At 69.9% G+C, this 25,259-nt stretch carries 23 protein-coding genes and 1 pseudogene; 10 read left to right on the forward strand and 14 right to left on the reverse strand.

Annotated elements, in window-relative coordinates; all coding sequences use genetic code 11:
- Positions 1–210: 210 nt before the first annotated feature.
- A complete protein-coding gene (glgX, locus tag ABZX90_RS01490; protein ID WP_351130389.1) occupies positions 211–2,319 on the reverse strand; it encodes a glycogen debranching protein GlgX in 2,109 nt (702 codons plus the stop codon).
- A 178-nt stretch (positions 2,320–2,497) separates the two neighbouring features.
- Here glgX and ABZX90_RS01495 point away from each other — a divergent pair, with 178 nt between their 5' ends.
- The 4 genes from ABZX90_RS01495 (at position 2,498) to ABZX90_RS01510 (ending at position 6,872) form a co-directional block, all read left to right on the forward strand.
- Entirely contained in the window at positions 2,498–3,313 is an 816-nt protein-coding gene (locus ABZX90_RS01495; protein ID WP_351130388.1) for a Tat pathway signal sequence domain protein, read from the forward strand.
- 56 nt (positions 3,314–3,369) lie between these two features.
- Positions 3,370–4,686, forward strand: coding sequence for a copper amine oxidase (locus ABZX90_RS01500; protein WP_351130387.1), 1,317 nt, complete (start codon positions 3,370–3,372; stop codon positions 4,684–4,686).
- A 119-nt stretch (positions 4,687–4,805) separates the two neighbouring features.
- Positions 4,806–6,044, forward strand: coding sequence for an SAV2148 family HEPN domain-containing protein (locus tag ABZX90_RS01505; protein WP_351130386.1), 1,239 nt, complete (start codon positions 4,806–4,808; stop codon positions 6,042–6,044).
- A gap of 105 nt (positions 6,045–6,149) precedes the next feature.
- Positions 6,150–6,872 (forward strand): 3'-5' exonuclease, encoded by a 723-nt coding sequence (locus ABZX90_RS01510; RefSeq protein WP_355200721.1) that lies wholly within the window; start codon positions 6,150–6,152, stop codon positions 6,870–6,872.
- Positions 6,873–6,936: 64 nt separating this feature from the next.
- On the opposite strand, the gene ABZX90_RS01515 is transcribed toward ABZX90_RS01510, so the two are convergent.
- Positions 6,937–7,800 (reverse strand): aminoglycoside phosphotransferase family protein, encoded by an 864-nt coding sequence (locus ABZX90_RS01515; RefSeq protein ID WP_351130382.1) that lies wholly within the window; start codon positions 7,798–7,800, stop codon positions 6,937–6,939.
- A 433-nt stretch (positions 7,801–8,233) separates the two neighbouring features.
- Here ABZX90_RS01515 and ABZX90_RS01520 point away from each other — a divergent pair, with 433 nt between their 5' ends.
- Positions 8,234–9,235, forward strand: a complete 1,002-nt coding sequence (locus ABZX90_RS01520) for a CDP-alcohol phosphatidyltransferase family protein (RefSeq protein WP_355200723.1) — start codon at positions 8,234–8,236, stop codon at positions 9,233–9,235.
- Positions 9,236–9,314: 79 nt separating this feature from the next.
- Here ABZX90_RS01520 and ABZX90_RS01525 read toward each other — a convergent pair whose 3' ends face one another.
- Positions 9,315–10,103, reverse strand: a complete 789-nt coding sequence (locus ABZX90_RS01525; RefSeq protein WP_355200725.1) for an MBL fold metallo-hydrolase — start codon at positions 10,101–10,103, stop codon at positions 9,315–9,317.
- Between the two features lie 111 nt (positions 10,104–10,214).
- Between ABZX90_RS01525 and ABZX90_RS01530 the strand changes: the two are divergent.
- Positions 10,215–10,631: pseudogene (locus ABZX90_RS01530) on the forward strand (nucleotide disphospho-sugar-binding domain-containing protein); the annotation flags it as partial.
- Between the two features lie 39 nt (positions 10,632–10,670).
- On the opposite strand, the gene ABZX90_RS01535 reads toward ABZX90_RS01530, so the two are convergent.
- Positions 10,671–12,944, reverse strand: a complete 2,274-nt coding sequence (locus ABZX90_RS01535) for an MMPL family transporter (RefSeq protein WP_351130377.1) — start codon at positions 12,942–12,944, stop codon at positions 10,671–10,673.
- Positions 12,945–13,248: 304 nt separating this feature from the next.
- Here ABZX90_RS01535 and ABZX90_RS01540 point away from each other — a divergent pair, with 304 nt between their 5' ends.
- The 4 genes from ABZX90_RS01540 to ABZX90_RS01555 all read left to right on the forward strand — a co-directional run bounded on the left by ABZX90_RS01540 (position 13,249) and on the right by ABZX90_RS01555 (position 15,928).
- A complete protein-coding gene (locus tag ABZX90_RS01540; RefSeq protein WP_355200727.1) occupies positions 13,249–13,797 on the forward strand; it encodes a DUF1697 domain-containing protein in 549 nt (182 codons plus the stop codon).
- Complete coding sequence (locus ABZX90_RS01545) at positions 13,790–14,161, forward strand: nuclear transport factor 2 family protein (protein WP_351130374.1); 372 nt, start codon at positions 13,790–13,792, stop codon at positions 14,159–14,161. The genes ABZX90_RS01540 and ABZX90_RS01545 overlap by 8 nt, the downstream gene beginning before the upstream one ends.
- A gap of 376 nt (positions 14,162–14,537) precedes the next feature.
- A complete protein-coding gene (locus tag ABZX90_RS01550; RefSeq protein ID WP_355200729.1) occupies positions 14,538–15,131 on the forward strand; it encodes a TIGR03086 family metal-binding protein in 594 nt (197 codons plus the stop codon).
- 179 nt (positions 15,132–15,310) lie between these two features.
- The gene (locus ABZX90_RS01555; protein ID WP_355200731.1) at positions 15,311–15,928 is read left to right on the forward strand and encodes a DsbA family protein; all 618 of its coding nucleotides are present in this window, start codon (positions 15,311–15,313) and stop codon (positions 15,926–15,928) included.
- A gap of 33 nt (positions 15,929–15,961) precedes the next feature.
- On the opposite strand, the gene ABZX90_RS01560 is transcribed toward ABZX90_RS01555, so the two are convergent.
- From ABZX90_RS01560 to ABZX90_RS01605, 10 genes are all read right to left on the reverse strand, one after another.
- Positions 15,962–16,720 (reverse strand): sirohydrochlorin chelatase, encoded by a 759-nt coding sequence (locus ABZX90_RS01560; protein ID WP_355200733.1) that lies wholly within the window; start codon positions 16,718–16,720, stop codon positions 15,962–15,964.
- Between the two features lie 7 nt (positions 16,721–16,727).
- Complete coding sequence (locus tag ABZX90_RS01565; protein ID WP_351130371.1) at positions 16,728–17,630, reverse strand: ABC transporter permease; 903 nt, start codon at positions 17,628–17,630, stop codon at positions 16,728–16,730.
- Positions 17,617–18,405 carry an ABC transporter ATP-binding protein gene (locus tag ABZX90_RS01570; RefSeq protein WP_351130370.1) on the reverse strand — a complete coding sequence of 263 codons (789 nt, stop codon included), beginning with the start codon at positions 18,403–18,405 and terminating at the stop codon, positions 17,617–17,619. The genes ABZX90_RS01565 and ABZX90_RS01570 overlap by 14 nt, the downstream gene beginning before the upstream one ends.
- A 36-nt stretch (positions 18,406–18,441) precedes the next feature.
- A complete protein-coding gene (locus ABZX90_RS01575; RefSeq protein ID WP_355200875.1) occupies positions 18,442–19,554 on the reverse strand; it encodes an aliphatic sulfonate ABC transporter substrate-binding protein in 1,113 nt (370 codons plus the stop codon).
- Positions 19,555–19,788: 234 nt separating this feature from the next.
- Positions 19,789–21,144: a GTP-binding protein gene (locus tag ABZX90_RS01580; RefSeq protein WP_355200735.1), complete on the reverse strand. Its 1,356-nt coding sequence runs from the start codon at positions 21,142–21,144 to the stop codon at positions 19,789–19,791.
- 2 nt (positions 21,145–21,146) lie between these two features.
- The gene (gene cysD, locus ABZX90_RS01585; RefSeq protein WP_355200737.1) at positions 21,147–22,085 is read right to left on the reverse strand and encodes a sulfate adenylyltransferase subunit CysD; all 939 of its coding nucleotides are present in this window, start codon (positions 22,083–22,085) and stop codon (positions 21,147–21,149) included.
- On the reverse strand, positions 22,082–22,681 hold the full coding sequence (cysC, locus tag ABZX90_RS01590; protein WP_355200739.1) for an adenylyl-sulfate kinase: 600 nt from the start codon (positions 22,679–22,681) through the stop codon (positions 22,082–22,084). The genes cysD and cysC overlap by 4 nt, the downstream gene beginning before the upstream one ends.
- The gene (locus tag ABZX90_RS01595) at positions 22,678–23,388 is read right to left on the reverse strand and encodes a phosphoadenylyl-sulfate reductase (RefSeq protein WP_355200741.1); all 711 of its coding nucleotides are present in this window, start codon (positions 23,386–23,388) and stop codon (positions 22,678–22,680) included. The genes cysC and ABZX90_RS01595 overlap by 4 nt, the downstream gene beginning before the upstream one ends.
- The gene (locus tag ABZX90_RS01600) at positions 23,385–23,564 is read right to left on the reverse strand and encodes a hypothetical protein (RefSeq protein WP_351126679.1); all 180 of its coding nucleotides are present in this window, start codon (positions 23,562–23,564) and stop codon (positions 23,385–23,387) included. The genes ABZX90_RS01595 and ABZX90_RS01600 overlap by 4 nt, the downstream gene beginning before the upstream one ends.
- Positions 23,561–25,255 (reverse strand): nitrite/sulfite reductase, encoded by a 1,695-nt coding sequence (locus ABZX90_RS01605; RefSeq protein ID WP_355200744.1) that lies wholly within the window; start codon positions 25,253–25,255, stop codon positions 23,561–23,563. The genes ABZX90_RS01600 and ABZX90_RS01605 overlap by 4 nt, the downstream gene beginning before the upstream one ends.
- Positions 25,256–25,259 lie beyond the last annotated feature (4 nt).

Here is a 25,259-nt window from a genome sequence, read left to right on the forward strand (position 1 = left end):
GGCGTCCCGGTCCGGCGGCACGACCGACTTCGGCGCCCCGCCGGAACGCTGTCCCGCCGGAACGCTGTCCCGCCGCCCCGCCGGGTCGTGCCGTCCTGCCGACGGCGCGCCCGACGACGTAGGACGGAAGGGAACGGAGGCTCCGTCCCCGCCACGCGCGCGTGCCCCATGACGGAAGCCCACGCGCGCGTGACGCGAGACAGGGCCGCTCTAGGCGGGCCGCTGCAGCACCGTCATGCTCCGGTCGACCAGGGTCAGCCGGTCCCCGGCCTCGACCTTCGCGCCCGTACCGGGGGCGACTCCCTCCGGGCGGGACGTGTCGACGACGACCTGCCACTGACGGCCGTGGTCGACCGGTACGACGAAGTCCAGGGACTTCGGCGAGGCGTTGAACAGCAGCAGGAAGGAGTCGTCGGCGATGCGCTCTCCGCGGGGTCCCGGCTCGGAGATCGCGTTGCCGTTGAGGAACACGGACAGCGCCCTGGCCTGCGCGGAACCCCAGTCGCGCTGGGTCATCTCCTGGCCCTCCGGGGTGAACCAGGCGATGTCGGAGAGCTCGTCGTGGGTGCCCTGGACGGGCCGCCCGTGGAAGAAGCGCCGCCGCCGGAACACGGGATGGTCCCTGCGCAGCCACACCATCGCGCGGGTGAAGTCGAGGAGTTCGGAGCCGTCCTCGGGCCACGGCACCCAGGCCAGCTCGCTGTCCTGGCAGTACGCGTTGTTGTTGCCGCCCTGGGAGCGCGCGAACTCGTCCCCGTGGCTGAGCATGGGCACGCCCTGGGAGAGCATCAGGGTGGCGATGAAATTGCGTTGCTGACGGCCCCGCAGCGCCAGCACGGTCTCGTCCTCCGTCTCGCCCTCGGCGCCGCAGTTCCAGGAGCGGTTGTGGCTCTCGCCGTCGCGGTTGTCCTCCCCGTTGGCCTGGTTGTGCTTGTTGTTGTACGACACGAGGTCGTGCAGCGTGAAGCCGTCGTGGCAGGTCACGAAGTTGATGGAGGCGAGCGGGCGACGACCGTCGTCCTGGTACAGGTCGGACGAGCCGGTCAGCCGGGAGGCGAACTCGGCCAGCGTGCGCGGCTCACCGCGCCACATGTCCCGCACGGTGTCGCGGTACTTGCCGTTCCACTCGGTCCACAGGGGCGGGAAGTTGCCCACCTGGTAGCCGCCCTCGCCGACGTCCCAGGGTTCGGCGATCAGCTTCACCTGGGAGACCACCGGGTCCTGCTGGACGAGGTCGAAGAACGACGACAGCCGGTCCACCTCGTGGAACTGCCGGGCCAGGGTGGCCGCGAGGTCGAAGCGGAAGCCGTCCACGTGCATCTCGGTGACCCAGTAGCGCAGCGAGTCCATGATCAGCTGGAGCACGTGCGGGGACCGCATGAGGAGGGAGTTGCCGGTGCCCGTGGTGTCCATGTAGTAGCGGGGGTCGTCCGCCAGGCGGTAGTACGAGGCGTTGTCGAGGCCCCTGAAGGACAGGGTCGGACCCAGGTGGTTGCCCTCGGCCGTGTGGTTGTAGACCACGTCGAGGATGACCTCGATGCCGGCCTCGTGCAGTGCCCGGACGGCCGACTTGAACTCCAGTACCTGCTGCCCACGGTCGCCCCAGGAGGCGTACGCGTTGTGCGGGGCGAAGAAGCCGATCGTGTTGTAGCCCCAGTAGTTGTTGAGGCTCATGTCGACCAGACGGTGATCGTTCACGAACTGGTGTACGGGCATCAGTTCCAGCGCGGTGACGCCCAGTTTCGTCAGGTGTTCGATGATCGCCGGGTGCGCGAGTGCGGCGTAGGTGCCGCGCAGCTCGTCGGGGAGCGCCGGATGCAGCATCGTGAGGCCCTTCACGTGGGCCTCGTAGAGCACCGTGTGGTGGTACTCGGTGCGGGGGCGCCGGTCGTCGCCCCAGTCGAAGTACGGGTTGACCACGACCGACGACATGGTGTGCGGCGCCGAGTCGAGGTCGTTGCGCTTGTCGGGTGACCCGAACGGATAGCCGTACACCTCCTCGCCCCAGGTGACGGAGCCGGCGATCGCACGCGCGTACGGGTCGAGGAGCAGCTTCGCGGAATTGGCGCGCTGCCCGCGCCCGGGTGCGTACCGCCCGTGCACCCGGAAGCCGTACCGCTGTCCGGGCATGATGCCGGGCAGGTACGCGTGCCGGACGAACGCGTCGGTCTCGCGCAGTTCCACGGCCGTCTCCGAGCCGTCGTCGTGCAGCAGACACAGTTCAATACGGTCGGCGGCCTCCGAGAAGACCGCGAAATTGGTGCCGGCACCGTCGTACGTGGCACCGAGTGGATACGCCTCTCCAGGCCAGACCTGCATGGATATGACTCTTCCAGTAGTGCCGTGCCCCTGGGGGCGAGTCCGAGCCGAGTCTCTCCGAAAGTAATGGAACCTCCAATGACTTACATCCCTCTTACCCCGTGACCAGGCATACCTCGTATGCCGAACCAGTGGGACTCAAGCGACTCCTGAAGGCATAGGGGGAGTAGGGGGAAATGTGCGCAAGATAGTGCACCGCCATCTGGGCAAGATGGTGGCGGGTGCGGCCATTGCGGTGGCCGGGACGGCCGTGATGGTCGGTATCACCCTTCCGGGGACGGCGGGGGCCGACGAGTCGGACGGGGGCCTGGGGGCCGGCACCACCGCGCAGGAGCAGGCGGCACAGCAGGGGCAGGGCGGAGCCGTGCGGCCCGGGGTCGTCGAGCGGGCTCCCGCCGAGGGCGAGAAGGGCAAGGGCCGTGACCCGCTGACCGACGACGAGATGAAGCGCGTCGAACAGATCGCGGTGAACCGGCAGCTCTTCAACTCCAGCGAGAACGTCGAGGGCGCGCGCGGTCCGCAGCGCATCGGCGTCGACCTCGCCGAACCCGAGTCGGCCGAACTGGACGACCCGAACGCGCCGCGCCGCGCCGACGTCACGTTCTACGACTACAAGAACGACACGCTCGTCACCAAGACCGTCAACCTCGACACCGGGAAGATCGAGAAGACGGGCACCCAGCACGACGTGCAGCCGCCGATCAGCCGCGACGAGATGACCGAGGCGGCGAAACTGCTGATCGCCGACCCGCTCGGCGCCGGTCTGAAGGCGGACTTCAAGGACGCCACCGGCAAGGAACTCGCCTCGCCCGACCAGCTGATGCTCAACAGCATGGTCTACCGCGCGTCGCCCGGCGCCCAGCCCGCCGTCCTCGACGCCTGCGGCGAGCACCGGTGCGTACGGCTCTTCCCGAAGGTCAAGAACGGGCCCTGGATCGACAGCCGTGACCTGGTGATCGACCTGAGCGCCCGCAAGGTCGGCAAGCTCGGCTGAGCGCCGCCTTCCTCTCCTTCCCACCTTCACCGCTTTCCGCAAGGAGTCATTTCTTCATGCGCGTCAACAGAAACAACCGTGCCCGCAGCCGGGCGGCGGCGGGCCTCTCGGTGCTCGCCCTGGCCGCCGGCGCGACGACGGCCGCGGGACCGGCCGTCGCCCAGCCGAAGGCCGCCCCGGCCCCCGCCGCCGACTGCAGCGCGGCGTACCGGATCGAGCAGAAGCTCGCCACCGGCACCACCTGGCGGATGTGCTGGCACTACGAGAGCGAGGCGGGGCTCGTCCTGGAGAACATCTCCTACCAGCCCCCCGGCGAGGCCAGCCCGATCAAGGTCCTCAGCAGCGCCAAGCTCGCCCAGATCGACGTCCCCTACGACGACGGCTCGGTCGAGTACAGCGACCTGACGGGCGCGGGCTTCGGCCAGGGCCTGGTCGACATGGTCCCCGCCGAATGCCCCGGCGGCGCCATCAAGACGGTCAAGGTCCCCGACGCCTGGGATCCGCAGCACGCGAACGTCAAGGGCCTGTGCACCACGACCCGTTCACGCGGTCACGCCTACCGGATGGAGGCGGAGACCGGGAACAAGGTCTTCCAGAAGCAGGGCAAGGACCTGCTCGTCTACACCGTCAACAAGGTCGGCTGGTACGAGTACATCACCGAGTGGCGGTTCCAGGACGACGGCACCCTCAACATGAACGTCGGCGCCACGGGCAGCCTCTCGCCCTTCGACTACGACGCGGGCGACGGCCGCGGCTGGCCGCTGGGCAAGGGCGCGAAGGACTACGCCACCAGCCACAGCCACAACGTCTTCTGGCGGCTCAACTTCGGCCTGGACGGCTCGTCCAAGGCCAAGGTCGAGCAGTACGACTCCACGGTCAGCCCGCCCGCCCGCGGCGCCCAGGCGCCGAGCAACAAGACCAACGTCACCAAGGTCACCAAGGAACTCGCGGGCGACGCCAAGAACATGCGCTGGTGGCGCGTCGTCAGCAACTCCGGCAAGAACAAGGACAATCACGCACGCTCGTACGAGATCGTCCCGGGCGCGACCACCAAGTACCTCGGCCGTCCCTTCACCAAGCACGACGTCTACTTCACCGAGTACAACAAGTGCGAGCAGTTCGCCAGCGACAACCTGCGCAACTGCGGTGCCGGACACGGTAAATCCGTCGACAAGTGGGTCGGCGGGCAGACGCTCACGCACCCCGTGGTCTGGGTCAACGTGGGCTTCCACCACATCGCTCGCGACGAGGACCAGCAGCCGATGCCGGTCCACTGGCAGGGCTTCTCCATCGCCCCGCGTGATGTCACCGCTATGAATCCGCTCACTCCGCCGGAGCTGGCGAACCAGAACGGGCATGTAGAACCAAGGTAGTTGGGAAACGACCTGTGCATCGGGCTGCACCGCTCGCCGCTCCCGGAGTACCCTTCCTTGATCGTTGATTGGGGCCTGGCCCCTGGGGAGTGCTCGGGGGAGCGGAAGGCGGTGCGTGGGTGGGCTCGGGAGGGCTGGAGTTGCCTCCTGGTGACGAGGGTCACGAGGGGAACTCCACAGATGTCCCACCCGGCGCGGTGTCCCTGGCACGGCCGATGGAAATGGGATCCATTGGACCGGAACTGGACTGGGGCGCCGACGCCTGGCGCGAGGTGCGTACGCGCGCCCAGCGAGCCGGGCGCGCCTACATCTGGCTGAACCTGGTCGAACAGCGGCTGCGCGCGGTCGTGGCCGCTGTTCTCCGTCCCATCTACGAACCCGTCCATGGCGACGACTGGGTGGTCGCCGCCGCGGGACCGGCCGGCCAGGAGTGGGTGCAGCGCGCGGTCGCCGTGCGCGAAGTCAGCCGCCGCAAGGGGTACTTGCTCGACCCGGCCGACGACAACGTGCTCAGCTTCCTCACGTTGCCCCAGCTGCGCGAGCTGATGGTGCAGCACTGGCCGTGCTTCGAGCCCTACTTCGACGAGCGCAGGGACGTCGAACTCGCCCTGGACGAGCTGGAAGTGACCCGGAACGTCGTGTCGCGCAACCGCGCTCTGTCCGAGGCCGTGCTGGGCCAGGCCGAGCGGGCCGCGGCGAAGCTCCTGGAGATCCTCGGCGCCGGCAGCGACGTGCCCTCCGCGCGACGGCTGCCCGTGGACGCCGTCGAGGAGCTCGTGGGCGACCGGTACGCGGACGTCGTCGGTGTGCACTCCGACCGCGTACGGCTGCTGCGCCAGTTCCCCGCCGAGGACCTCTTCGGCGGAGCCCGCCGGCTCGACGCGATCGGCATCGGCCTGAACCTGCTGGTGCAGAACTTCTCCGGGCGCCGACTGGTCCGCCTCGCCGAGTCCGGTTGCCGGGCGCGGCTGCTGTTCCTGAACCCCGCGTCCAGCGCGGTCAAGCGACGCGAGCGCGAACTCGGCATCAAGCGTGGCGAGTTGAGCCGCGCGGTCGAGATGAACATCCTGCACATGCGGCGGGTCCGGTCCAGGCTGCGCGACCCGGACGCCTTCGAGATCCAGGTCTACGACGAGACGCCCCGCTTCACCGCCTACCTCGTGGACGGCGACGGCTCGGACGGCGTAGCGGTCGTGCAGTCGTATCTGCGCCGGACCCGCGGCATGGAGGCGCCGGTCCTGGTGCTGCGCGGCGGAAGTCGCTTGGTCAAACCGGATGAAACCGGCGAAGAGGGGCTTTTCCCCACCTATCGCGAGGAGTTCGAGGCGGCTTGGGCCGATTCGCGGCCCGTGTCCTGAAGGCCGTTCCCTCCGGCCGGGCGGAACGCGGTCCTCGGATTGTCAGTGGCTCATGGGATCGTGGAGACCACTGGGGGAAAGCACCACGAAGAAGGGGGGCCGCCCATGGGCTGGCACCGGGAGCTGCTGATCGGCTTCGACCTGGAGACGACCGGGACCGATCCGCGCGAGGCGCGCATCGTCACGGGGGCCGTGATCGAGGTCAAGGACGGGGAGCTGAGAGGGCGCCGCGAGTGGCTGGCCGATCCGGGTGTGGAGATCCCGGTCGACGCTGTGGCGGTGCACGGGATCACCAATGAGCGGGCGGCCGCCGAGGGCCGGCCCGCCGACGAGGTCGCCGACGCGATCGCGGGCGTCCTCGTCTCCTACTGGCGGACCGGCGTCCCGGTCGTCGCGTACAACGCGGCCTTCGACCTCACGCTGCTCTCCGCCGAACTGCGGCGGTACGGCCTGCCGTCGCTGCGCGAGCGACTCGGTGACATCGATCCGGCCCCGGTCATCGACCCGTACACGATCGACCGCTCCGTGGACCGCTACCGCCGGGGCAAGCGCAACCTCGAAGCGGTCTGCACCGAGTACGGCGTCGTCCTGGACTCCGCCCACGACGCCTCGGCCGACGCCCTCGCCGCGGCCCGGCTCGCCTGCGCGATAGCCGGCCGCCACCCCAAGGTCGCGGCCCTCGGCCCCGCCGAGCTGCACCGCCGCCAGATCGACTGGTACGCGGAATGGGCGACCGACTTCCAGGCCTTCCTGCGCCGCAAGGGCGACACGGACGCCGTGGTGGACGGCACCTGGCCCTTGCGGGACCTGGCGGACGACAGGGTCTGACCCGACCGCGGGCACGCCACCACCGGACACGGTGCCGGGGTCACGGAGCCCTGCGGGCGTCAGGTCAGAACGGGTACCAGCGCACCGTTTCGTCGCCGTCCCGCAGCGATGCCACCCGGCGTTCGAACTCTGCCAGTGCCTTGGGGTTGGCCGGCGCGTGCTGGGCGACCCAGGCGCAACTGGCGGTCTCGCGGGCGCCCCGGAGGACGGAGCAGCCCTTCCATGCGCGGACGTCCCAGCCGTAGGTCGCGGTGAAGGAGTCGTACGCCTCGGCGGGAAGCCCGTAGCGGTCGCGGGAGAGCGCCATGACCACCAGGTCGTGCTCGCGCAGATCGGCGGAGAAGGTCTCCAGGTCGACCAGGACCGGACCGTCCGGGCCGACGTGGACGTTGCGGGGCAGCGCGTCGCCGTGGATCGGGCCGGGCGGCAGATGCGGGGTGAGCGCGGCGGCGGCCGTGGCGAAGCCGTCGCGCCGCTCCCGCAGGTACGCCGCGTCCCCGGGGTCGATCGCGTCGCCCGCCAGACGCAGCCAGCGCTCCACGCCGCCGAGAAGTTCGCGGGGCGGCAGGGCGAAGGACGGGGAGGGCAGCGCGTGCACCACCCGCAGGAGTTCGGCCAGATCGCCCGGCTCGGCGGGGCGGACGGGATCCGGCAGCCGGTGCCACACCGTCACGGGGTGTCCCTCGACCAGCAGCGGCTCGGGGTCCGCGGCCCGCACGGCGGGGACGCCCGACTCGGCGAGCCACGCGGCGATGTCCAGTTCCCGGCGTGCGCGGTCGAGGAGCTCGGCATCGCGACCCACCTTGACGACCAGGTCGGCGGCGGCGAACACCGCGTTCTCGCCGAGGGCGAGGAGCGTCGCGTCCCGCGCCGGCCCCGGCAGTACCTTCGCCGCGGCCAGTACGTCCCGCGCCCGTGCCTCGTCCATCGCTCGCCTCCGTGTCCTCGCGCGCCGCCCGCGCGGCCCTCGCGTACGCCGTCGGGCTGACGCCGTCCGTCGGCCAGTGTCGCATTCCCACAGGTCGGACCCGTTGCGTCGTGTCCTAGCCATTCGGCGTCGCCCGGCACGTCGCGATGCCGGAACCGGGGACAGAGGCCACCGGAATGTCACCGTCCACGCGCCCTCTGATGCCCTTCCGTCACGGTTGTACTCGGACGGTGAAATCCTTGCGCCCTTTGGATAACGGTCGGGTCATTGCATAACGCTCGGATAACGCAGTGCCCGCCGGAAAATCCCATGGACTCGTGTGCTGATGGGACCGTTACCCCCTTGAAAAGGTTGCACAGGGCGGATCTTGTAACTCCAGTAAGAGAATTCCTAACGTGTGGTTAATTCCAGTCGAACGCCAGGAAGTTGACCCATGCGACTCATACGTCGAGACATCCCGCACCTCGCCGAGGTACGGCGCATCACGGAGAAGAAGCGCGACGCGTGGTGGACCGTGCTGCTCGTCGACCCGGTCGCCACACCGCTGGTCCGGCAGCTCGCCATGCGGACGAGGATCACGCCGAACCAGATCACCTGGGGCGCTTTCCTGCTCGGTCTGGTCTCGGCGGCCTGCTTCGCGCTCGGCGACTGGCGCTGGCTCGTCGCGGGTGCGGTCATCTACCACGTGAGCTTCATCTTCGACTGCATGGACGGCAAGCTCGCCCGTCTGACCGGTCAGGGTTCGGTGTTCGGCGCCTGGCTGGACTTCGTCTTCGACCGCATTCGGGTGGCCGTGTGCGCGGTGGCGCTGATGGCCGGGCAGTACCAGCGCAGCGGGGAGACGCTGTACATCTGGCTGGCCCTCGCCGTCGTCGGACTCGACACCCTGCGGTACATCAACTCCCTGGAGATCTTCAAGATTCGGCACTCGATGCGGAAGCAGATCAAATCCCGGCTGCGGGAGGCGCGCCGCGCCGAGAACCAGGCCGAACTGGCCTTCATGGAGGACCTGCTGCGCGACAATCCCGAGGCCGACATCGAGCAGGACATGCAGAAGGCCGAGGCAGTCGTCGGGGCGGAGACCGCGGAGACCGCGGAGACCGCGGAAGGCGCGGAGGGCGCGACGGCCGCTCCATCGCCCCAGGTCATCGATCTGCAGCGGGAGTTCCGCCACCGTTTTCCGGCCTACCTGCGGATGCGCTCCTGGCTGTTGCGGCACCGGATTCGCCCCCACCTGGTCAGCGGTATCGAATTCCAGATGGGTGTCTTCATCATCGGTCCGCTTCTCGACGCCGTCGTGGAGGCGACCGTTGTCTCCGGCGTGCTGATTCTCGTCTTCGAACTCGCCATCATCTACAAACTTCTGCTGTCCACCCGGGACTTCACGCGCACGATCGACTCGTTCGAGCGCGACGCGGTGGCCAAGGCCGCCTGAGCCCCTCTCCCGGCGGACAGCACGGTGGCCGGGGCGCACGCAACCCGGCCACGTACGAGGCTCGCCGAACGGGCGGGGGTCACACCAGGCCGGGACGCGGTCCCGCCAGTACGCTCGGCCGGGACACGAACGCGGCCTCGGGGCCGAAGCGGGCGTCGAGGGCGTCCGCGAGGTCGTTCAGCGCGGTGGCGCAGTCGCCGTTGAACGAGGAGCCGTGCATCACGGCCAGCGTGGCGGGCCGCAGCTCCGCGAGCGAGCGCAGGGTGGTCGTCATCGCGGTCAGGCAGGAGATCTGGCGGAACAACTCCTCTGCCTCCAGGCAGGGTTCGACGAGACCGTCGGCGGTGACGGCGGGCCCGTTCCCGAGCTGGGTGAACAGGTCGCCGCAGAAGAGGGTGCGGGTGTGCTCCTCGAAGAGCAGCCTCGCCTCCCAATTGTGCGGCACGTGCGGGGTGTTGATGTTCCGTACGATCCGCCGCACCTCGGGGCCGCCGATGTCGAGACGCTCGCCCTCGTCCATCGGCCGCGGCGGCCGGGACACCAGGTCGTTGAGCGTGACCAGGCAGCCCAGGGTGTTGTGGGCGACCTCGGCCTGCTGGGCCGCGGCCAGGAACTCGTTCACCGCGCCGCACTCGTCGGCCTCGACATGCCCGAAGGTGATCCAGCGCAGCCGGTCCACCGGCATCACGCGCGCGATCGCCTCGGAGACCGGCGGGAACAGGGCGCGCATGCCGGTGTGGAAGAGCAGGGGTTCCTCCGCCGCCACCAGGAACTGGTTGAAGGTGAAGCCCGCCGGCGGGGCGATCTCGGGGACGTGGGTCGAGACCCGGTAGATGCCGTCGGCGATCTCGTCGAGACGCGTCTGCACGGTGAGCCGTCCCTTCTTGGCGGAGGGGCCCCGCTTTCCGTACTACCCGATCCGCCGGTGGGCCGCGACCGCAGGCGTCTATCAACTGGACGAGACGTATCGTCTTGCGGCAACGTGGAGGTGCACCCGTGGGTGCCGCAGCTGTCGGTCCTCCGGCAGGCCGACGCGTTCGTCACCCCCGCGGGCGCGGGCGGCAGCCAGGAGGGACTGGCCACCGGCACCCCGATGGTGGCCGTACCGCAGGCGGTCGACCAGTTCGGCAACGCCGACATGCTCCAGTCGCTCGGCGTCGCCCGCCACCTCCCCATGGAGGAGGCCACCCCGGCCACCCTGCGCGAGGCCGTCCTCGCGATGGCCGACGATCCCGACGTCGCGCGCCGGCTGCGGGAGATCCGCGAGCGCATGGCGGAGGAGGGGGGCACCCGGCGGGCGGCCGACCTCATCGAGGCGGAGCTGCCCTCACGGGCCCGCGCCACGGGCGAAGGGCCCGCCGGCCCCCTCCTGGAAGAGGGGACCGACAGGCCCTGAAGCTGCGCGGTCGGTCCGGCCCGCTGTGCGGGTGGCCGACTACACCCCGGCCCGCTCGCCCTCCGGAACCGGCTGCGCGACGGCCTCGGGTGCCTCGTCGTGCGTCATGTCGGGCATCCGGTTCAGCCACTTCGGCAGGTACCAGTTGCGCTCGCCGAGCAGTGCCATCACCGCGGGGAGCAGCACACCCCGGATGACCGTCGCGTCGATGAGCACCGCGGCCGCCAGACCCACACCCATCTGCTTCATGGACTGCATGGACAGCGTCCCGAAGATCGCGAACACGGCGACCATGATGACGGCGGCGCTGGTGACGACACCGGCCGTGGTGACCACTCCGTGCCGGATCGCGTCCTTCGTGCTGCGGCCGCGCAGTCGCGCCTCACGGATCCGGGAGACCACGAACACGTGGTAGTCCATCGAGAGCCCGAACAGGATCACGAAGAGGAACAGCGGCAGCCAGGCGACGATGGCGCCGACGCCCTCCGCGCCCACCAGGGACGCGCCCCAGCCGTGCTGGAAGACCGCGACCAGGATGCCGTAGGCGGCCGCCACCGAGAGGAGGTTGAGCACGATCGAGGTGATCGCGATCGTCAGCGAGCGGAAGGAGAGCAGCATCAGGAGGAAGGCGAAGACGACCACGAAGGCGAAGACCGGGGTCACCGAGCCGACCAGCTGGTCGTTGAAGTCATGTGATCCCGCGACCTGTCCGGTGATCGGCGCCTGCAGACCGTCGACCTTGCCGAGCGTCTCCGGGCGTACCTTTTCGCGCAGCAGCTCCAGACTCTTCTCCGCCTTGTCCTGGTCGGAGCCGCCGACCAGCGGGACGTAGACGAAGGCGACGTTGTGCTCCGCGTGCACCTTGATGTCGACCGGACCGCGCGAGGCACCCGAACTGATGGCCGCGGCACGGAAGTCGGTGAGCGCGGCCTTCACATCGGCGGCATTGATGTCCCGTGCCTTGACGATCACCTCGGCCGGCTCGGAGCCGCCGGGGAAGGCGTCGTTGACCCGGTTGTACGTGCCCACGATCGCCAGCGAGTCGCCGAACTCCTTGTCCAGGGTGAGCTGTTGGGTCTTCATGCCGAGTGCCGGAGCGGCGATGGCGAGCAGCGCGCCCGTCGCGACGACCAGGGAGATCGCGGGCCTGGCGAGGACGACGCGCAGGACGGCGCTCCAGAACCGGCTGCCCTCGTCGGCCGGGCGGCGGTTGTTCCGGCCGCCGTTCGCGCCGCGCCGCTTGGCCCGGTGCAGGAACGGGATACGGCCCTTCTCGACGCGCCCGCCGAGCAGGGAGAGCAGCGCGGGCAGCACGGTGACGGAGCCGACCATGGCGACGGCGACGACCATCAGGGAGGCCAGGCCCATCGCCTCGAACTCGGCGAGCCCGGTGAAGAGCATGCCCGCCATCGCCACGCACACGGTGACACCGGAGACGATGATGGCGCGGCCACTGGTCGCGGCGGCGATCCGCAGCGCGGTGTCGGCGTCACGCCCCGCCTCGCGCTCCTCGCGCTCACGCCGCAGATAGAACAGGCAGTAGTCGACGCCGACGGCCAGGCCCACCAGCAGCATCACGGAGTTGGCCGTGTCGCTCATCGGCATGAGGTGGCTGACGACGCCCATCAGGCCCATCGTCGCCATGATGGCGGTGACCGCGAGCGCCACCGGCAGCAGCGCCGCCACCAGCGCGCCGAACGCGATCAGTAGGATGCCGAGCGCCACGGGCACGGCGGAGAGTTCGGCCTTCTGGAAGTCGTCGCCGAACGCGTCGTCGTACTGCTTCATCATGCTGGCGCCGCCGATCTCCTCGATCCGCAGCCCGGCGTGGTCCTTCTGCACCCCCTTGACGGCGTTCAGCACGGGCTCCACGCGCTCGCCCGCCGTCTCGGAGTCGCCGCGCATGTCGAACTGCACGAGCGCGCTGCGGCCGTCCTTCGAGATGGTCTTGGTGTCGTACGGCGATGTCACGTCCGTGACCTTGCCGGTGGCGTCGACAGCCTCGACGACCGCGGCGACCGCGCTCCTGAACTCGGCGTCCGTGGCCTTGACGCCCGTGTCCTTCGCCTGGATCAGGACCGTCTCACTGGCCGGCTCCTTGATGTCGGCGTCCTCGATGATCTTGGCGGCGGTGTGCGTCTCGCCCTTGAGCTGGTCGCTCTCCTTGACGTCGACGCGGCCCGCCGCGGAGCCGAGGCCCATCGCCAGGACGACGAACAGCACCCAGATTCCGACGGCCGCCCATCGGTGCCGGGCGCTCCAGCCGCCTGCTCGCGCGGCGATGCCCCGCACCCGCGTGTCTCGGTTCCCCATGACGGGCCAGCCCCTTTGTGCACGGTGTCAGCCCCCTGCCGCCACCTTTGTATTGAAGGTATGGGCCGGATAAGAGCGTCACGTCGTGCTGTCCGGTGAACCCCCGGCACCCCGGCTCCTCCCCTCGGACCCCGGGGTCTCCGCACTGGGGAGGACAGAAGCCCCTTACACGTAACGGCACTTCTCGGGGGCACCGCTCAGGGACGGGCAGGTCATGGCCCGCTCGGTCCAACGAGCGGCCCCCGTGGAACGCGGTCGTCGCGCCCACCCCCGCAGGGTGCGGCGGCCGTTTTATGGTGTGCGGATGACGACGACGTACGCGGCGCTGTTGCGCGGCATCAATGTGGGCGGTGCGAAGAAGGTGCCGATGGCCGAGCTGCGCACTCTGATGGAAGGACTCGGGTACGGCGACGTCCGCACGTATCTCCAGAGCGGGAACGCGGTGTTCAGCAGCGGCCGCGGCGACGAGGAGTCCCTCGCCGAGGGGCTCTCCGAGGCCATCGAGAAGCACTTCGGCTTCGGCGTCGGCGTGCTCGTCCGGGACCACGGCTATCTGAAGGCCGTCCGGGAGGCGTGCCCGTTCCCGGCCGCCGAACTGGAGGCCAAGCAGTTGCACATCACGTACTTCTCGGAGCCCGTCGACGCCGGGCGTTTCGCCTCCGTCGAGCCCGCGGCCTTCCTCCCCGAGGAGTTCCGCCTCGGCGACCGCGTGCTCTACCTGTACGCACCCGACGGTCTCGGCCGCTCCAAACTCGCGGAGGCCCTGGCGAAGCCCAGGCTCCTCAAGGGCGTCCTCGCCACCTCGCGGAACTGGAACACCGTCGTCAAGCTGGAGGAACTGACCGGTGTCTGAGCGCAATGCCGCCGTCGAGGCCGCCATCGAGGGCGAACTGCGCCTGCTCGACCCGGCGGTCCGCCGCTCGCCCGACCTCGTCGGCGCGCTGCTGCACCCCGACTTCTACGAGTTCGGTCTGTCCGGACGCATCTGGGACCGCGCCTCGATCCTGGCGGCGCTGGCCGCGGAGACGGAGACCGGGAGCCGCAGCACGACCTCGCGCATGAAGGGCGTCCAGCTCGCCGCCGACCTGGTCCATCTGACGTTCGACACCGACAACAACGGTCGTCGGGCGCACCGGAGTTCCCTGTGGCGGCTCACCGGGAACGCATGGCTGCTGTACTTCCACCAGGGCACCCCCTTCGGCCCCGTCGTAGCGTGACTTTCGTATGCCCGCACCGGAAGTCCATGCCCCGCCCCCGGCTGCCCCGGGGTCGAGGTCAACCCACGCCCTCCCGGGCCGTGCGCCCGACGGTGACCCAGTACCCGGTGACGAACAGCAGCCCGGCCGTACCGAACACCGTGAAGACCCAGGGTGTAGGGCGTCTGTGTCTGGCTCCCCGCCACCTTCGTCGAACCCGGTGTCGTCGCGGCGGCCGGCACCCCGCTCAACGACCTGCTCCAGCGGCTGGCCAACACCTTCGCGCGCGAACGCCGGGCGGCGGGGTCGATGCCGGTGACGGAACTCGTACGTCTCGCCGACGAGGCTGTCGCGTTTGTTCAAGAGGAGCGGGCCCCGTGTCCCTAGCGTGGAACCCATGAACGATCCGTACAAGAACGCGTATCCGCACATGGTCGAATGCGCCGCCGAGGCCGCCCGCGTGGCCCGCGGTGTCACGGCGGAGCGGCTGTCCGAGCCCTCGCACTGCACGGACTGGGACGTCCGCACCCTGGTCAACCACTGGGTCCTCTACACCTCGCACGGACTGGAGCACCGGGCCCTGCGAAGGCAGCTCCCCGACGAGCTGACCGCGCGCGACTTCACGGCCGCACCCGGCTGGGCCGAGGCCTACGCCGAACAGCTCGACCGCGCGGTCGCAGCCTGGGACGACCCCGCCGTGTGGGACGGCGAGGTCGACCTCGGGATGGCGAAGATGCCCGCGGCGGACATCGCCTCGATGGTCGTCAAGGAGATGGCGGTGCACGGCTGGGACGTCGCCGCGGCCACCGGCCAGCGGTTCCGTGTCTCGGACGGCGCCGCCCGGTTCGTCCTGGACGTGGTCGACACCCATGCCGAGCTCTACCGCCAGTACGACGGCTTCGCCGACCCGGTGGACGTGCCCGACGACGCGCCCGTGTTCGAGCGCGCCCTCGCCCACAGCGGCCGCGATCCGCGCTGGTCCACGGCGTAAGGTCCCCGGGCCGGCGCCCCCGGAGACACGGGTCGCGCGGGTGGGCGGAGCGTGGACCAGCACCTCGCCAGTCGCCCGTCCGGAGCAGGCGGAGACGCCGGCCCCGCGACAATTGGACCAAGAATTGTGAGAGCAATTGGACCGGGATTCTGCGCCAATGCGTGACTAGCCTCGACGGTATGACGACCACCTCGCCCACCCGCGTCGACTTCTGGTTCGACCCCGCCTGCCCCTTCACCTGGATCACCTCACGCTGGATGCTGGAGGTCGAACGGCGGCGGCCGCTCGACCTCCGCTTCCACGCGATGAGCCTGTACCTGCACAACACCGGCAACGAACTGCCGGACTGGTACCGGGAACTGGTGGACAAGTCCATCGGTCCGGTACGGGTCGCGGTGGCCGCCGCCGAGCGGCACGGCGAGAAGGTGCTGCGCGATCTCTACACCGCCTTCGGCACCCGCATCCATCTGCGCGGGGTGAAGGACTTCGACGCCGTGGTCGCCGAGTCGCTCGCCGAGCTCGGACTCCCGGCCGAACTGGCCGACGCGGCCCACGACTCCTCGTACGACGAGGCGGTGCGCCGCAGCCACGACGCCGGAACCGAGCGGGACTCCGCCGGCTATGTGGGGACTCCCACCCTCCACGTCGAAGGAACGGTGTGGTTCGGCCCTGTGCTCCGGACCGTCCCGCGCGGCGAGAAGGCCGTCGAACTCTTCGACAGCTTCCGCGTCCTCGCCGCCCACCCCGACTTCTTCGAGCTCAAGCGGACCCGCACGGGCGGGCTCTCGTTCGACTGATCCCGCCCCTGGGACCGGAGGCGGAACCGGGGGTCAGGCGCCGAGCGCGGCCAGGGCCGGCATCCGCGCCTCGTCGTAGCGGTCCAGCAGGACCCGCGCGACCTCCGGCGCGGGACCGAGGACATCGGAGAGGACGTCGGCCCCGGCGGCACCCCGGGCGATCCGGTCCGGCAGAAAGCCCGGGGCCAGGACGTACGGGGCGACGGCGACGCGCTCGCAGCCGAGGGCGCGGAGTTCGCGGACGGCGTCCTCGGTGCGGGGGAATCCCGCGGGAAAAGTGGCGGAGGCGAACGCAGGCCGCACGGCGCACCAACCGGTGTGCCGCCACTCCCGCGCGATTTCTGCGATCACTGCGATCGCCTCCGGGTCGGTGGACCCCGCCGAGGCCAGCACGACCCCGGTCGAGGACTTGTCGGCGGGCGTCAGCCCGGCCTCGTACAGACGGCGTTCGAGCGCGGCCGTCAGCAGCGGGGACGGGCCGAGCACCTCCGCCTGTCGGACGCGCAGCCGCGACGGTGCCTCCCGCAGCACCGCCGGGATGTCCGACTTGGCGTGGAAGGCGCGGGTCAGCAGCAGCGGCAGGGCCACCACATCGCGAACGCCGTCGGCCGCCAGGGAGTTCAGCACCCCTTGCACGGACGGGATGTTGAAGTCGAGGAACCCGGTCTCCACACGCAGGCCGGGCCGCTGGGCGCGCACCCTTCGTACCAGGGCATGCACCGTCGCGGCGTGCCGCGGGTCGCGGCTGCCGTGGGCGATGACGACGAGGACGGGGCGCTCCGGCCTGCTCATGACGGGGTCAGCCCTTCACCAGGAGTCCGCGGCTGCGCAGTACCCGCCGCTCCACCGGGCTGAAGATGAGCAGGTCGATGGCGATACCGACGAACAGGATGAGGAAGATGGCGAGGAAGACCATCGGCATGGAGCTGGCGTTGCGGCCGTTCTCCAGCAGCTGGCCGAGGCCCACGCCGAGGTCGGGGGAGGAGGCGATGATCTCCGCGGCCATCAGCGAGCGCCAGGAGAACGCCCAGCCCTGCTTCAGGCCGGCCAGATAGCCGGGCAGCGCGGCCGGCATCACGATGTGCCAGGTCCCGCGCAGGCCCGTCGCACCCATCGTGCGGCCCGCCCGCAGGAACAGGGGCGGCACCTGGTCCACACCCGACACCAGCCCGTTGGCGATCGACGGGACCGCGCCGAGCAGGATCACCGCGTACATCATCGAGTTGTTCAGGCCCAGCCAGATCACGGCCGGCGGCACCCACGCCACCGACGGCAGGGACTGCAGGCCCGAAAGGATCGGGCCGATCGCGGCGCGCACGAACTTCACCCGGGCCACCAGCAGGCCCAGCGGGGTCCCGATCACCAGGGCGAACAGGAAGCCGAGCAGACCGCGCGAGACGCTGGTCCAGATGTAGTCGAGCAGCGTGCCCTCGAGCCAGGCGTTCTGGACCTCGCTCCAGACGTCGGACGGCGAGGGCAGCTTGGTCGGGTCATCGACGATCTTGAACGTGATCAGTGCCTGCCAGGCCACCAGGACCACCGCGAACGCGACGAGCGGCGGCAGCACCTTCTGCCGGAACGTCGTGCCGAAGGACTTGCGGCCGGCGACGGAGGACTCCAGCGCGTCGAGACCCGCCTCCAGACCGCCCAGCCCGTCGTTGTCCTTGACGGCGGCGTCGGCCTTCGACTCAGTGCTGGCCATGGCGGCGGATCTCCCCACGCAGTTCTTCGGTGATCTCGATGGACAGTTCCGCCACGGGGGCGTCCTCGATGCGGCGCGGCTGCGGAATGTCCACCGTCCACTCGCGGGCGATGCGCCCCGGGCGCGAGGACAGCAGGACCACGCGCTGCGCCAGCCGCACCGCCTCGCGGACGTTGTGCGTGACGAACAGGACCGACAGGCCCGTCTCGCGCCAGATCCGGGTCAGCTCGTCGTGCAGCACATCCCGCGTGATCGCGTCCAGCGCCGCGAACGGCTCGTCCATCAGCAGGATCTGGCTGTCCTGCGCGAGCGCCCGGGCCAGCGCCACGCGCTGGCGCATACCGCCGGACAGCTCGTGCACCCGCTTGCCGTACGCGCCCTTCAGGCGGACGAGTTCGAGCAGTTCCTCGGCCCGGTCGTGCCGCTCGGCCTTCGGAACTCCCCTGAGTTTGAGGGCGAGTTCGATGTTCTTGCCCGCGGTCAGCCACGGGAAGAGGGCGTGCTCCTGGAACATCAGAGCCGGGCGCCCGTTGGTCGTGATGCCTCCGGCGGAGGGCTTGTCGAGCCCTGCCACCAGGTTCAGCAGTGTGGACTTGCCGCACCCCGAGGCCCCCAGGAGGGTGACGAACTCGCCCGGAGCGACATCGAGCGTGATGTCGTCGAGGACGAGCTGGGGCCCCGCCGGTCCGGTGAAGGACTTCGAGACGTGCTCGATGCGGGCGGCGTACTCCGTCGTGTCGGCGCCGTCGGCGGCCTTGGCGAGCGTCGTTGCCATGGTCGTCACCTCCTGGGAACTCGGTTGGATCCGGACTTACTTGACGCCGAGACCGGCGTCGTCGACCGCGCTCTCGCCCGCGGTGGCGAGGATCTTGTTCAGGAGCGTGAGGTCATAGATCCCGGTCAGGTTCGGCTTCTCCAGGAGACCGGCCTTCACCGCGTGGTCCGCCTCGGTGTTCAGCGTCGAGGCCAGCGGGTCGTTGGTGATCTGGATGGACTTCCAGGCCGGGTCGAGGACCTCGGCCGGCAGCGCCTTGCCCGAGTCGGCTTCCAGCTGCTTGTTCGCCGAGGCCTTCGCGTCGTCCGGGTTGGCGTTGATCCACTTGTTGGTCTCGACCGAGCCCTTCAGGACCGCCTCGACGACCTTCGGGTGCTCCTTGAGGAACTTCTGCGACACGATGATGTTCGTGATCACGAACTTCTTGTCGGGCCACAGGTCCGACTCGTCGAGCAGCACCTTGCCGCCCTCGGCGACCAGCTTGGACGCGGTCGGCTCCGGCACCCAGGCGCCGTCGATGGAGCCGGACTTGTAGGCGTCCGGAGTGATCTTGTTGTCGGTGCGGACGACCGACACATCACCCTTGCCGCTCTGCGCGTCGACCTTCCAGCCCTGCTCCGCGGCCCAGTTGAGGAACGCGACGTCCTGCGTGTTGCCGAGCTGCGGCGTCGCGATCTTCTTGCCCTTGACGTCCTTCAGGGACTTGATCTTCTCGGGGTTGACCACGAGCTTGACGCCGCCCGAGGCCGAACCGCCGATGATCCGCAGGCTCTTGCCCTCGGACTTCGTGAAGCCGTTGATCGACGGCGAGGGGCCGATCCAGCCGATGTCGATGGAGCCCGAGTTGAGCGCCTCGATCTCGGAGGGACCCGCGTTGAAGACCTGGTACTTGGCGGCGGTGGCGCCGAGCTCCTTCTGGAAGAAGCCCTTCTGGTTGCCGACCAGCGCGGTGGCGTGCGTGAGGTTGCCGAAGTAGCCGATCTTCACGGAGTCGAGTCCGTCGATCTTCTTCGACCCGGCGGCCACCTTGGCCGCGGAGTTGTCGTCCTTCGCCTCGGAGCCGTAGCTGCAGGCGGCGAGAGCGAGCAGCGGGAGAGCGGTGGCGAGGGCTATGCCGCGGCCCAGGAGCTTCGAGCGAGTGGAGCGGATGGCAGGCACGGGAGGGGTTCCTCTCGTTGGCCCGGCGGTCACGCCTTCTCAGGTCGTGGCCGGGAAGTCGGCAGGTCTTCGTTTGCGCAAGCGGTGGGGGGTGAGGGCGCGCAGGCAGTGCGCGTACGTCATCGCGCACATCGCGCCACTCCGCCCTGCCCGCTGCCGAGGGCGCCGCTGCCGACGCGGCCGCCCTCTTTGGCGAACGTGGAGTAGATGTCGATGGGGTTCATGTCAGAAGTCCCAACCGTCGTCGTCGGACTCGTCCTTGACCGGCTGCGGAGCGGCGAAGGACTCGCCGACCATGCCCGCGGTCAGCGTGGTGCCGTCGGCCGGGTCGATCAGGATGAACGCGCCGGTGCGCCGGGAGTCGGCGTACGCGTCGAGCGGGAGCGGCTCCGCGGTGCGGATCTTGACCCGGCCGATGTCGTTGGCGACCAGCCGGCCGGGGTGCGGGTGCAGCGAGAGGTCGTCCAGGGTCAGCCGGGACGGGATGTCCTTGACGATCGCCTTGACCGTGCGGGTGCCGTGCTTGAGCAGTACCCGGTGGCCGACGGTGAGCGGCTCGTCGGCCACATGGCAGACGGTCGCCTCGACGTCCTGCGTCGTCGGGGGCGCGTCCTTGCTCGGCACGAGCAGATCACCGCGCGAGATGTCGACGTCGTCCTCCAGCAGGAGGGTCACCGACTGCGGGGTCCACGCGATGTCGACCGGCTTTCCCAGCAGGTCGATCCCGGCGACCTTCGAGGTGCGCCCGGACGGCAGCACGGTGACGCTCTCGCCGACGCGGAAGGAGCCGGCCGCGATCTGGCCGGCGTAGCCGCGGTAGTCCGGGTGCTCGGGGGTCTGCGGGCGGATCACGTACTGCACCGGCAGCCGCGCGTGGCAGTGCGCCAGGTCATGGCTGACCGGGACCGTCTCCAGGTGTTCGAGGACGGTCGGGCCGCCGTACCAGTCCATGTTCGCGGAGGCGTCCACGACGTTGTCACCGGCGAGCGCGGAGATCGGGATCGCGGTGATCTCGGGGACGCCCAGCTCGGAGGCGTACGCCGTGAACTCCTCGGCGATCGCCGCGAACACGGACTCCTTGTACTCGACGAGGTCCATCTTGTTGACGGCGAGGACCACGTGCGGCACGCGCAGCAGCGCGGCGACGGCTGCGTGCCGGCGGGTCTGCTCGATGACGCCGTTGCGGGCGTCGACGAGCACGACCGCCAGGTCGGCGGTGGAGGCGCCGGTGACCATGTTGCGGGTGTACTGCACATGGCCGGGGGTGTCGGCGAGGATGAACCGGCGGCGTGCGGTGGCGAAGTAGCGGTAGGCGACGTCGATGGTGATGCCCTGCTCACGCTCGGCCCGCAGACCGTCGGTGAGCAGCGCGAGGTCCGGGGCGTCCTGCCCGCGGCTCGCCGAGACACGCTCGACGGCCTCCAACTGGTCCGTGAGGATCGACTTGGAGTCGTGCAGCAGGCGTCCGACGAGCGTGGACTTGCCGTCGTCGACGGAACCGGCGGTCGCGAAGCGCAGCAGGGTCGTCGCCGACAACTGCTCGACCGACAGGGGCTCGGTGGGTTCGGTGGTGCTGGTCATGTCTAGAAGTACCCCTCGCGCTTGCGGTCTTCCATCGCGGCCTCGGACACCTTGTCGTCGGCGCGGGTGGCGCCGCGCTCCGTAAGGCGGGAGGCGGCGATCTCGGCGATGACGGCGTCCAGGGTGGTCGCGTCGGAGTCGACCGCACCGGTGCAGGACATGTCGCCCACTGTCCGGTAGCGCACCTGTCGTTTCTCTACAGTCTCACTCGCGCGCGGCCCGCCCCATTCGCCGGCGGTCAGCCACATGCCGCCGCGCTGGAACACCTCACGCTCGTGCGCGAAGTAGATGTCGGGGAGTTCGATGTCCTCGCGGGCGATGTACTGCCAGACGTCCAGCTCGGTCCAGTTGGAGAGCGGGAACACGCGGACGTGCTCGCCGGGCGCGTGGCGGCCGTTGTAGAGCTGCCAGAGCTCGGGGCGCTGGCGGCGCGGGTCCCACTGGGAGAACTCGTCCCGCAGCGAGAACACCCGCTCCTTCGCGCGGGCCTTCTCCTCGTCGCGGCGCCCGCCGCCGAAGACGGCGTCGAAACGCTCGCTCTGGATCTTCTCGGTGAGCGGGAGGGTCTGGAGCGGGTTGCGGATGCCGTCGGGGCGCTCGCGCAGCACTCCGCGGTCGATGTAGTCCTGCACGGAGGCGACATGGAGCCGCAGGCCGTGCTGTTCCACGGCCCGGTCGCGGTAGCCGAGGACCTCGGGGAAGTTGTGTCCGGTGTCGACGTGGAGCAGGGTGAAGGGGATCGCGGCGGGCGCGAAGGCCTTCAGCGCCAGGTGCAGCATGACGATGGAGTCCTTGCCGCCGGAGAAGAGGATCACCGGCCGCTCGAACTCGCCCGCGACCTCGCGGAAGATGTGCACGGCCTCGGACTCCAGCGCGTCCAGGTGCGACAGCGCGTACGGGCTGGACTCCGTCTCCTCGGAGACACTGGCGACGGTCGTCATGCGAGACCCCTCTCGGTGAGCAGCGCATGCAGCGCGGCAGCGGACTCCTGCACGGTCTGGGTGTGCGACTCGATCCGCAGGTCGGGCGACTCGGGAGCCTCGTACGGGTCGTCGACGCCGGTCAGTCCCGAGATCTCGCCCGCGGCCTGCTTGGCGTAGAGCCCCTTCACATCGCGTACGGAGCAGACCTCCACCGGGGTCGCCACGTGCACCTCCAGGTAGGGGGTGCCCCCGGCCTGGTGGCGCCCCCGCACCGCCTCGCGGCTGTCCGCGTAGGGCGCGATCACCGGGACGAGCGCCTTGACGCCGTTGCGCGAGAGCAGTTCGGCGAGGTAGCCGATCCGCCGCACGTTCGTGTCGCGGTCCGCGCGGGAGAAGCCGAGCCCCGAGGAGAGGAACTCGCGGATCTCGTCGCCGTCGAGCACCTCGACCCGGTGGCCCTCCTCTCGCAGCCGGCCGGCCAGCTCGTACGCGATGGTGGTCTTGCCGGCGCTCGGCAGACCCGTGAGCCAGACGGTGGCTCCGGTCGTCACTTGCTGCTCCTGAGAGTTCGTGGGGTCCGCGGCGGGCGCGGTCGTTCTCGTGGTGGTCGTCATCCGTGCAGCCCGCACTCGGTCTTCCCGCGGCCCGCCCAGCGGCCCGCGCGCGCGTCCTCGCCCTCCAGCACCCGACGGGTGCAGGGCGCGCAGCCGACGGAGGCGTAACCGTCCATCAGCAGCGGGTTGGTCAGGACCCCGTGCTCGGCGACGTAGGCGTCGACGTCGTCCTGCGTCCAGCGGGCGATCGGGGAGATCTTGACCTTCCGCCGCTTCTCGTCCCAGCCGACGACCGGGGTGTCCGCCCGGGTCGGGGACTCGTCGCGGCGCAGCCCGGTCGCCCAGGCGTCGTACGCGGTCAGGCCCTCTTCGAGCGGCTCGACCTTGCGCAGGGCGCAGCACAGGTCCGGGTCGCGGTCGTGCAGCCTCGGCCCGTACTCGGCGTCCTGCTCGGCGACCGTCCGACGCGGGGTGAGGGTGATGAGGTTGACGTCCATCACGGCCTCGACCGCGTCACGGGTGCCGATGGTCTCCGGGAAGTGGTAGCCCGTGTCGAGGAACACCACGTCCACGCCGGGCAGTACACGGGAGGCGAGGTGGGCGACGACCGCGTCCTCCATGGACGAGGTCACGCAGAACTTCTCGCCGAAGGTGTCGGCCGCCCAGCGCAGGATCTCCAGCGCGGACGCGTCCTCCAGGTCCCGGCCCGCCCGCTCGGCCAGGCTCTTCAAGTCCTCGCCCGTACGCTCTTCCTGAATGGTCGTCATATCTCCGCCCCTCCACGCTCTTCCTGCCGAACGCCTCGGGACAGCAGCCCGAGGAACTTCAGCTGAAAGGCTCGGTTGCACGCCGCGCATTCCCACGCGCCGTGGCCCTCTTCGCTGGGTCGCAGATCCTCGTCCCCGCAATAGGGGCAGTAGAACGGCGCGGCACGCTCACTCATGACAGGGACTCCTCGGAGGCACGCGAGGCCCAGGTGGCGAAGCGCTCGCCGTCCTCGCGCTCCACCTGGAAACGCTTGAGGACGCGCTCGATGTAGTCGGGCAGTTCGTCCGAAGTGACCTTCAGACCACGGACCTTGCGGCCGAATCCGGCCTCCAGGCCGAGCGCGCCGCCCAGGTGCACCTGGTATCCCTCGACCTGCTCGCCGTTCTCGTCGAGGACCAGCTGGCCCTTGAGGCCGATGTCCGCGACCTGGATGCGGGCGCAGGCGTTCGGGCAGCCGTTGATGTTGATGGTGATCGGCTCGTCGAACTCAGGGATGCGGCGCTCGAGTTCGTCGATCAGGGAAGCACCGCGTGCCTTGGTCTCGACGATCGCGAGCTTGCAGTACTCGATGCCGGTGCAGGCCATCGTGCCGCGCCGGAAAGTGGAGGGGCGAGCGGTCAGGTCGAGAGCCTCCAGGCCCTCGACGAGCGAGTCGATCCGCGTCTCGTCCACGTCGAGCACGATCATCTTCTGCTCGACGGTGGTACGCAGCCGGCCCGAGCCGTGCGCCTCGGCCAGTTCGGCGATCTTCGTCAGGGTCGCGCCGTCCACGCGGCCGACGCGCGGGGCGAAGCCGACGTAGTACCGGCCGTCCTGCTGACGGTGCACACCCACGTGGTCGCGCCAGCGGGCGACCGGCTGGTCGGGGGCGGGGCCGTCGACCAGCTTGCGCTTCAGGTACTCGTCCTCCAGGACCTGGCGGAACTTCTCCACGCCCCAGTCGGCGACCAGGAACTTCAGGCGGGCGCGGGTGCGCAGCCGCCGGTAGCCGTAGTCGCGGAAGATCGAGAGGACGCCGATGTGGACGTCCGCGACCTCGTCGAGGGGGACCCAGGCGCCGAGGCGCTGGCCGATCTTCGGGTTGGTGGAGAGGCCGCCGCCGACCCAGAGGTCGAAGCCGGGGCCGTGCTCCGGGTGGTTCACGCCGACGAAGGCGACGTCGTTGATCTCGTGCGCCACGTCGAGCAGCGGCGAACCGGAGATCGCGGTCTTGAACTTGCGGGGCAGGTTCGAGAAGTCCTTGTTGCCGATGACCCGGCGGTGGATCTCCTCGATGGCCGGGGTGCCGTCGATGATCTCGTCCTCGGCGATGCCGGCGACGGGCGAGCCGAGGATGACGCGGGGCGTGTCACCGCAGGCCTCGGTCGTGGACAGGCCCACGGCCTCCAGGCGGTCCCAGATCTCCGGGACGTCCTCGATGCGGATCCAGTGGTACTGGACGTTCTGCCGGTCGGTGAGGTCGGCGGTGCCGCGCGCGAACTCCTGCGAGATCTCGCCGATGACGCGCAGCTGCTCGGTGGTCAGCCGGCCGCCGTCGATCCGGACGCGCAGCATGAAGAACTTGTCGTCCAGCTCCTCCGGCTCCAGGATCGCGGTCTTGCCGCCGTCGATCCCGGGCTTGCGCTGGGTGTAGAGACCCCACCAACGCATCCGGCCGCGCAGGTCGTTGGGGTCGATCGAGTCGAAGCCCCGCTTGGAGTAGACCGTCTCAATGCGTGTCCGCACATTGAGACCGTCGTCGTCCTTCTTGAACTGCTCGTTCCCGTTGAGCGGCGTGAAGTGACCTACGGCCCACTGACCCTCGCCGCGGTGACGGCTCACCTTGCGGCGGGGCGCGGCAGCAGGATTCTCGGGGGTGGCGGCCATGGCT

It is taken from the genome of Streptomyces sp. NPDC002935 (genome assembly GCF_040611295.1).
Lineage (GTDB): Bacteria > Actinomycetota > Actinomycetes > Streptomycetales > Streptomycetaceae > Streptomyces.